At 65.7% G+C, this 6885-nt stretch carries 7 protein-coding genes and 1 riboswitch; of the genes, 6 read left to right on the forward strand and 1 reads right to left on the reverse strand.

The annotated features are described in order from the left end of the window. The 3 genes from JHC81_RS13035 to JHC81_RS13045 form a co-directional block, all read left to right on the forward strand. The coding region (locus tag JHC81_RS13035; protein ID WP_292175367.1) for a DALR anticodon-binding domain-containing protein at positions 1 to 527 on the forward strand (527 nt) is incomplete at its 5' end. A 30-nt stretch (positions 528 to 557) separates the two neighbouring features. Beyond that, on the forward strand, positions 558 to 1562 hold the full coding sequence (locus JHC81_RS13040; RefSeq protein WP_292175368.1) for an adenosine deaminase: 1005 nt from the start codon (positions 558 to 560) through the stop codon (positions 1560 to 1562). A gap of 42 nt (positions 1563 to 1604) precedes the next feature. Then, complete coding sequence (locus JHC81_RS13045; protein WP_292175370.1) at positions 1605 to 2918, forward strand: type VI secretion protein ImpB; 1314 nt, start codon at positions 1605 to 1607, stop codon at positions 2916 to 2918. A 50-nt stretch (positions 2919 to 2968) separates the two neighbouring features. Here JHC81_RS13045 and JHC81_RS13050 read toward each other — a convergent pair whose 3' ends face one another. Further along, positions 2969 to 4006, reverse strand: coding sequence for an alpha/beta hydrolase (locus JHC81_RS13050; protein WP_292175372.1), 1038 nt, complete (start codon positions 4004 to 4006; stop codon positions 2969 to 2971). A gap of 107 nt (positions 4007 to 4113) precedes the next feature. Then, positions 4114 to 4210: riboswitch (glycine riboswitch) on the forward strand. Positions 4211 to 4354: 144 nt separating this feature from the next. Here JHC81_RS13050 and gcvT point away from each other — a divergent pair. The 3 genes from gcvT to gcvPA all read left to right on the forward strand — a co-directional run. Further along, positions 4355 to 5482, forward strand: a complete 1128-nt coding sequence (gene gcvT, locus JHC81_RS13055) for a glycine cleavage system aminomethyltransferase GcvT (protein WP_292175374.1) — start codon at positions 4355 to 4357, stop codon at positions 5480 to 5482. A 9-nt stretch (positions 5483 to 5491) separates the two neighbouring features. Continuing rightward, positions 5492 to 5857 carry a glycine cleavage system protein GcvH gene (gene gcvH / locus JHC81_RS13060; RefSeq protein WP_292175376.1) on the forward strand — a complete coding sequence of 122 codons (366 nt, stop codon included), beginning with the start codon at positions 5492 to 5494 and terminating at the stop codon, positions 5855 to 5857. 124 nt (positions 5858 to 5981) lie between these two features. Then, on the forward strand, positions 5982 to 6885 hold a 904-nt coding region (gene gcvPA, locus JHC81_RS13065; protein WP_292175378.1), incomplete at its 3' end, for an aminomethyl-transferring glycine dehydrogenase subunit GcvPA.

Below are 6885 nucleotides of genomic sequence, written 5' to 3' on the forward strand. Positions count from 1 at the left end.
AGCGTCTGCGCGAGGCCAAGCTGGGCGACGACCTGCCCGAGGCCGAGTTCGAGGATACGGCGCACAAGGTGGCCATAGCGGCGCTGAAATTCGCGGACCTGTCGAACGCGCGGACCACCAGCTACGTCTTCGACCTGGACCGGTTCATGAGTTTCGAGGGCAAGACCGGGCCATATCTGCTGTATCAAGCGGTGCGGATCAAATCCCTGCTGCGAAAGGCCGGTGAACAGGGTCTGGCCCCCGGTGCGATCGTGGTTGGTGAGCCGGCCGAGCGCGATCTGGCCCTGACACTGGATGCGTTCTCACAAGCTGTGACCGAGGCCTATGACAAGCGCATGCCGCACCTGATCAGCGAGCATGCCTACCGGTTGGCGCAGAGTTTCTCGAAATTCTATGCCGCCTGCCCGGTCCTGATCGCGCCGGATGCGGAGACCAAGGCCTCGCGCCTGGCGCTGTCGAAGGCGGCTCTCGATCAACTGGAGATCGCGCTGGACCTGCTGGGCATCGCGACGCCGGAGCGGATGTAGTAGGCTGCGGACCACACGTTCGGAGCCTCAATGTCCCTCGACACCTTCATCGCCGGCCTGCCCAAGGCCGAACTGCATCTGCATATCGAAGGCTCGCTGGAGCCCGAGCTGATGTTCGAGCTGGCGCGGCGCAATGGCGTGGCAATCCCGTATGACAGCGTCGAGGCGGTGCGGGCGGCCTATGACTTTTCGAACCTGCAGGACTTCCTCGACATCTATTATGCGGGGGCGGCGGTGCTGCTGACGCGGCAGGATTTCGAGGATCTGGCCTTCGCCTATTTCCAGCGGGCGGCGGCGGACAATGTGCGCCACGCCGAGATCTTCTTCGACCCTCAGACCCATACGGATCGCGGCGTGCCGTTCGGTGCGGTGGTCGAAGGGCTGATCGCGGGGATGGATCGGGCAAAAGCGGAGCTGGAGGTTTCGAGCGGTCTGATCCTCAGCTTCCTGCGTCACCTAACGGAGGAGGAGGCCTTCGCGACACTAGAGATGGCCAGGCCCTGGCTGCATCACTTCATCGGCGTGGGGCTGGATTCGTCCGAGATGGGCCATCCGCCGTCCAAGTTTCAGCGCGTCTTCGCCGCCGCCCGCGACCTGGGCCTGAAACTTTGCGCCCATGCCGGGGAGGAAGGCCCGCCCGCCTATGTGCATGAGGCGCTGGACCTGCTGAAGATCGACCGCATGGACCACGGCAACCGGTCGATGGAGGACGAGGCCCTAATCGCGCGTCTGGCCGCCGAACAGATGACGCTAACGGTCTGTCCCCTGTCGAACCTAAAGCTCTGCGTTGTCGACGACCTGAGACATCATCCAGTGCCCGAGATGCTGCGCCGGGGCCTGCACGTCACCCTGAACTCGGACGACCCGGCCTATTTCGGCGGCTATGTGAACGAGAACTATCGCCAGCTGGCCGAGGCCGTGGGGCTGACGCGCGAGCAGATCGTGCAGATGGCCCGCAACAGTTTCGAGGGGTCGTTCCTGCCCAACGAGGCCAAGGCTGGATATCTGGCCGAACTGGACGCCTACGTACGCTGAATCAGACTCCTCGCCCGCACTTGTTCCTGTTATGTTCCAGTCATGGAGCAGGCCGGGACACAGCGGGATGACGACGGCGCGAACCTGCGCTGGCTGTTCGTCGACCTGAACGCCTTCTTCGCCAGCGTCGAGCAGCAGATGAACCCGGACTGGCGCGGCAGGCCCGTCATCGTCCGGCCGGCCCTCAGCGAATATACCGGGGCCATCGCGGCCAGCTATGAGAGCCGTCCCTATGGCATTCGCACCGGCATGCGGGTGTCGGAGGCGCGCGCACTCTGCCCCGGCCTGATCGTCGCCGAGGCCCGGCCGGACCTTTATGTGCAGGTCCACAAGCAGATCATGGCCGAGATCGACCGACATATTCCCGTCTGGAAGGTCGGGTCGATCGACGAGTGCTCCTGCGAACTGATCGGGCCGGAGCGGCAGGAGGCCAATGCGGTGGCCCTGGCCCAGCGAATACAGGCGGGCATTCGCGCGAATGTGGGCGACTGTCTGCACTCCTCGGTCGGGATCGCCCCGTCGCGGTTCCTGGCCAAGACGGCCTGCGGCATGAAGAAGCCGGACGGGCTGACGGTCCTGAGGGCCCATGAACTGCCCGGTCCGCTGCTGGATCTGCCGCTGTCGAAATATCCCGGGATCGGGTCGCGCATGCTGGCGCGGCTGGAGAAGGCCGGGGTGGTCGATACCGCCGGCCTGTGGGCCATGAGCGGAAAACAGGCCCGCGCCGTTTGGAACAGTATCGAGGGCGAGCGCATCTGGCGCGGCCTGCACGGGCTGGAAAGCGAGGTGCCGCCGCCCAATCCACCCGCCTCCATCAGCCACAGCCATGTGCTGGCGCAGGACATGCGGACACCGGCCAAGGCCAAGGCGGTGGCGCGGCGGTTGATCGTCAAATGCGGGGCGCGGCTGCGGCGCATGGGCCAGACGGGGGCCAGCGTCAGCCTGCATCTGGACATGGGGCCGAAGGGAACGCCACGGAGCGGGCGGCGCGGCTGGGAGACGGCGGGGCTTCACTGTGCCGTCGCCCCGACGCAGGACACCTTTGCGCTTCTGACCGCGCTGGACGGCCTGTGGCGCAAGGTCGAGCCGGAGCTGGAGGCCGGGCGGCTGAGCTATGTCGGGGTGGCGGTCCATCACCTGAAACCCTGCGGCGCGGCGCAGACCGACCTGTTCGGCGATGCCCCGGATCAGGGCGGCACCGCGCCATCGCTGAAACTGTCCCAGGCGCTGGATGCCCTGAACCGCCGCTATGGCAAGGATACCGTCAGCATCGGGCCCAAGGCGGGTCTGCCCGACTATATCGGGGCCAAGATCGCCTTCACCCGCATTCCCGATGTCGAGGACTTCTACGAATAAGGGGCTCCGCGAGCGGAGCCCCTCAAAGTGTTCGCAACGGAGCGATCAGATCAGATTGGCAGGATGGCCGTGCCGAAGGCTTTCTTCAGATTGTGGGCGGCAAACTGCTGGGCGACGGCTGCGTCGGGCACTACCAGACCCATGCCAAAGAACTCGTGCGTCCAGCCATGGAAGGTCTTGTGGCGCACGTCGTTGCCCGCAGCCTCCAGCTTCTCGGCCAGCTTTTCGCCCTCGGTCCGAAGCGGATCGATCTCCGCCAGGATGACGGTCGAGGACGGCAGGCCCGCCAGATCGGCGGCTCCGACCACATTGACGCGCGGGTCCGACGTTTCGGCCTCGCTGGCAAACGTGTGCTTCACGAACCATTCGATCATGGCCTTGTTCAGCGGCTTGGCCTCGGCGTTCTCCATATAACTTTTGTTATTCAGGTCGTTGCCGACGAGCGGATAGACGAGAACCTGATGCATTGGGGCCTGCAGGCCTTGGTCGCGCGCGGCGATGGAGACGTTGATGGCCAGGTTGCCACCGGCGCTTTCACCCATCACGGCAATCCTGCGGGGGTCGCCACCGATGGTCTGGGCATTGGCGAGCGCCCATTTCCAAGCGGCTACGGCATCATCATGGGCCGCAGGAAACTTGTTCTCAGGGGCCTGGCGATAGTGAACCGACAGCACCACGGCATCGGCAAAGCGCGAAACCCCGCGCGGGCCGCCGTCATAGACGTCCAGATCGGCGATCACGAAGCCGCCGCCGTGGAAATAGACGATCAGGGGTTTCAGATCGGTGCCGTTCAGGTCGGGGCTGTAGATGCGGGCCTGCAAAGGTCCGGCAGCCCCGTCGATGGTGATGTCCCGCGTCTGGATGCCCAGGGTCGGGTCTTCGTCCTTGACGGTGTCGCGCAGGATTTTCTTGACCGCGTCGGTCGGCGTGGGCTGCTGGCGTGCCTCCTGTGGCGACAGTGTTTCGATGGGCCTGCCGCCCAGCGCGGCCAAGGTATCCAGGACCTTGCCCATCATCATGTCGGGCTTTGCTGGGGTGGTGCGGGGCGCGTCGTCATCGCGGCCGAGGATCTTGTCGATGATCGACATGCAATCATTTCCTTGTGTTAGCGGGGAGCGTCGAAAGAACACGGGGATCAAGGGCCTGTTCCGTTTGGCACAGCTTGACTTGCCGCCGGTTCCGGGGCCTTAAGTCGCTCGCTCTCGCGGGAGAGATCGGCGGCTGATTCAGGCGTCGGAGCCGAAGGCGCAACCGCCCCGGAAACGCTCAGGCAAACGGACCGCGAGGACATACGGACGCTGGAAAGTCGATCTTCGGATCGCGCCGACGGAGCAAGGTGCCATCTTTCTGGCACCGGAATCTCTCAGGCTTCACAGACAGCGGGGGCGCGAGGACGGCGGAGCTTTCCGCATCAACACGCGACCGCGAGAGTCTGAATGGCCGATACTCTGACCGAAGCGATGCTGAAGACCACGCCCCTGAACGCGGCCCACCGCGCGCTGGGAGCCCGGATGGTAGGCTTCGGCGGCTATGACATGCCGGTGCAGTATGAGGGCGTGCTGGCCGAGCACCGCTGGACGCGCGAGCATGCCGGGCTGTTCGACGTGTCCCACATGGGCCAGTGCAAGATCACTGGTGCCGACGCCATCGCCCAGTTCGAGCGGTTCGTGCCCGGCGACTATGCGGTGCTGAAAGAGGGCCGCCAGAAATACAGCCTGCTGCTGGATGCCCAGGGCGGCATCCTGGACGACCTGATGGCGGGCAAGCCCGACCACGACGGCCTGTTCGTCGTCGTCAACGCCGGCAACAAGGACGCCGACTTCACCTTTCTGGACAGCCATCTGGAAGGCGACGCGCATCTGACGATCCTGGCTGACCGCGCCCTGATCGCCATTCAGGGCCCGGAGGCCGCCGAGGTCATGGCCGCGCATGAGCCGCTGCTGGCCGAGATGGGCTTCATGGACTGCGCCCGACTGATGCTGTTCGGGGTCGACTGCTATGTCTCGCGCTCAGGCTATACGGGTGAGGACGGCTACGAGATTTCGGTGCCCAATGCCGACGCGGAGCGCATCTGGAACACCATCCTGGGCGACGCCCGCGTCAAGCCGATCGGCCTGGGGGCCCGCGACAGCCTGCGCCTGGAGGCGGGTCTGCCCCTGCATGGGCACGACATCGACGCAACAACCAGTCCCGTCGAGGCGGCCCTGACGTTCGCCCTGTCGAAGTCGCGCAAGGAGGCCGCCAACTTCAACGGGGCCGAGCGCATCCTGAAGGAACTCAGCTCTGGCCCGTCGCGCGTCCGCGTCGGCCTGAGCGTCAAGGAAGGCGCGCCCGCGCGTGAGGGGGCCGAGATCGCCGACATGGATGGCACCGTCATCGGCACGGTCACCTCCGGCGGCCCCTCCCCGACCCTGGGTCGCAACATCGCCATGGGCTATGTGCCGCCTGCCTTCGCCGATCTGGGCACAGAGCTGAAGGTCATCGTGCGCGGCAAGCCCGCCGCCGCCGAGGTCATCGCCATGCCCTTCGTGGCCCAACGCTACTATCGCAAACCCAAAGCCTGAGAGACGACCATGCATTTCACCAAGGATCACGAGTGGGTTCGCCTTGAAGGCGACATCGCCACCGTCGGCATCACCAAACACGCCGCCGACGCCCTGGGCGATGTGGTGTTCGTCGAGACGCCGGAAGCCGGCAAGGCGGTCGCAAAGGGTGACAGCTTCGCCGTGGTTGAGAGCGTCAAGGCGGCCTCCGACGTCTATGCGCCGGTCGCCGGCGAAGTGATCGAGGGCAATGCCGCCCTGGCCGGTGCGCCCGAAACCGTCAATGCCGATCCCGAAGGCGAAGGCTGGTTCGCCAAGATCAAGGTGTCGGACGCCGCTGCGACCGAAGGCCTGATGGATCGTGCGGCCTACGACCAGTATCTCGGTTCTCTGTAGTTTTTCACCGCTCACCCCGGCGAATGCCGGGGTCCAGATCACATGGCTCTCTGCTCGACGGTATGGCGTTTCGTCATCTGGGTCCCGGCATTCGCCGGGATGAGCGGAGTGTAGGGACATCCATATGCGCTACCTCCCCCTGACCCCCGACGACCGGACCGCCATGCTGGCCGCGATCGGTGCCAAATCCATCGACGATCTGTTTGTGGATGTGCCTGAACCGGCGCAGCGCGACGGCTTCGTCGACCTGCCGCGCGTGGCGGGCGAGATGGAGGTCGAACGGACGCTGTCGGCCATGGCGGCCAGGAATGCCACGGCGGGGACGGTGCCCTTCTTCTGCGGGGCCGGGGCCTACAAGCACCATGTGCCGGCGACGGTGGACCATGTGATCCAGCGGTCGGAGTTCCTGACCAGCTACACCCCCTATCAGCCGGAGATCGCGCAGGGCACCCTGCAGTACCTGTACGAGTTCCAGACCCAGGTTGCGAACCTGACCGGCATGCCGGTGGCCAACGCCAGCCTGTATGACGGTTCGACCGCCATGGCGGAGGGCGTGCTGATGGCCACCCGCGTGACCCGTCGCAACAAGGCGGTGATCTCGGGCGGGGTGCATCCGCACTATGTGCGGGCGACCGAGACCGTGGTCCATGCCGTCGGTGTCGAGACCGAGGCCCTGCCCGCCGCCGTCGATGCCGAAGCCGAAGTCATCGCCCGCATCGGGCCGGACACGGCCTGCGTCGTCGTCCAGACCCCCAACGTCTTTGGCACCGCGACAGATGTGACGAAGATCGCCGAGGCCGCCCATGCCGCCGGAGCCCTGCTGATCGTCGTGGTCACCGAGGCGGTGTCCATGGGCCTGCTGAAATCGCCGGGCGAGATGGGGGCCGATATCGTCGCGGCCGAGGGCCAGTCGATCGGCAATGCCCTGAATTTCGGCGGGCCCTACGTCGGCCTGTTCGCCACGCGCGACAAACTGGTGCGCCAGATGCCCGGTCGCCTGTGCGGCGAGACGGTGGATGCGGATGGCG

It is taken from the genome of Brevundimonas sp. (assembly GCF_016463295.1).
Taxonomy (GTDB): Bacteria; Pseudomonadota; Alphaproteobacteria; order Caulobacterales; family Caulobacteraceae; genus Brevundimonas.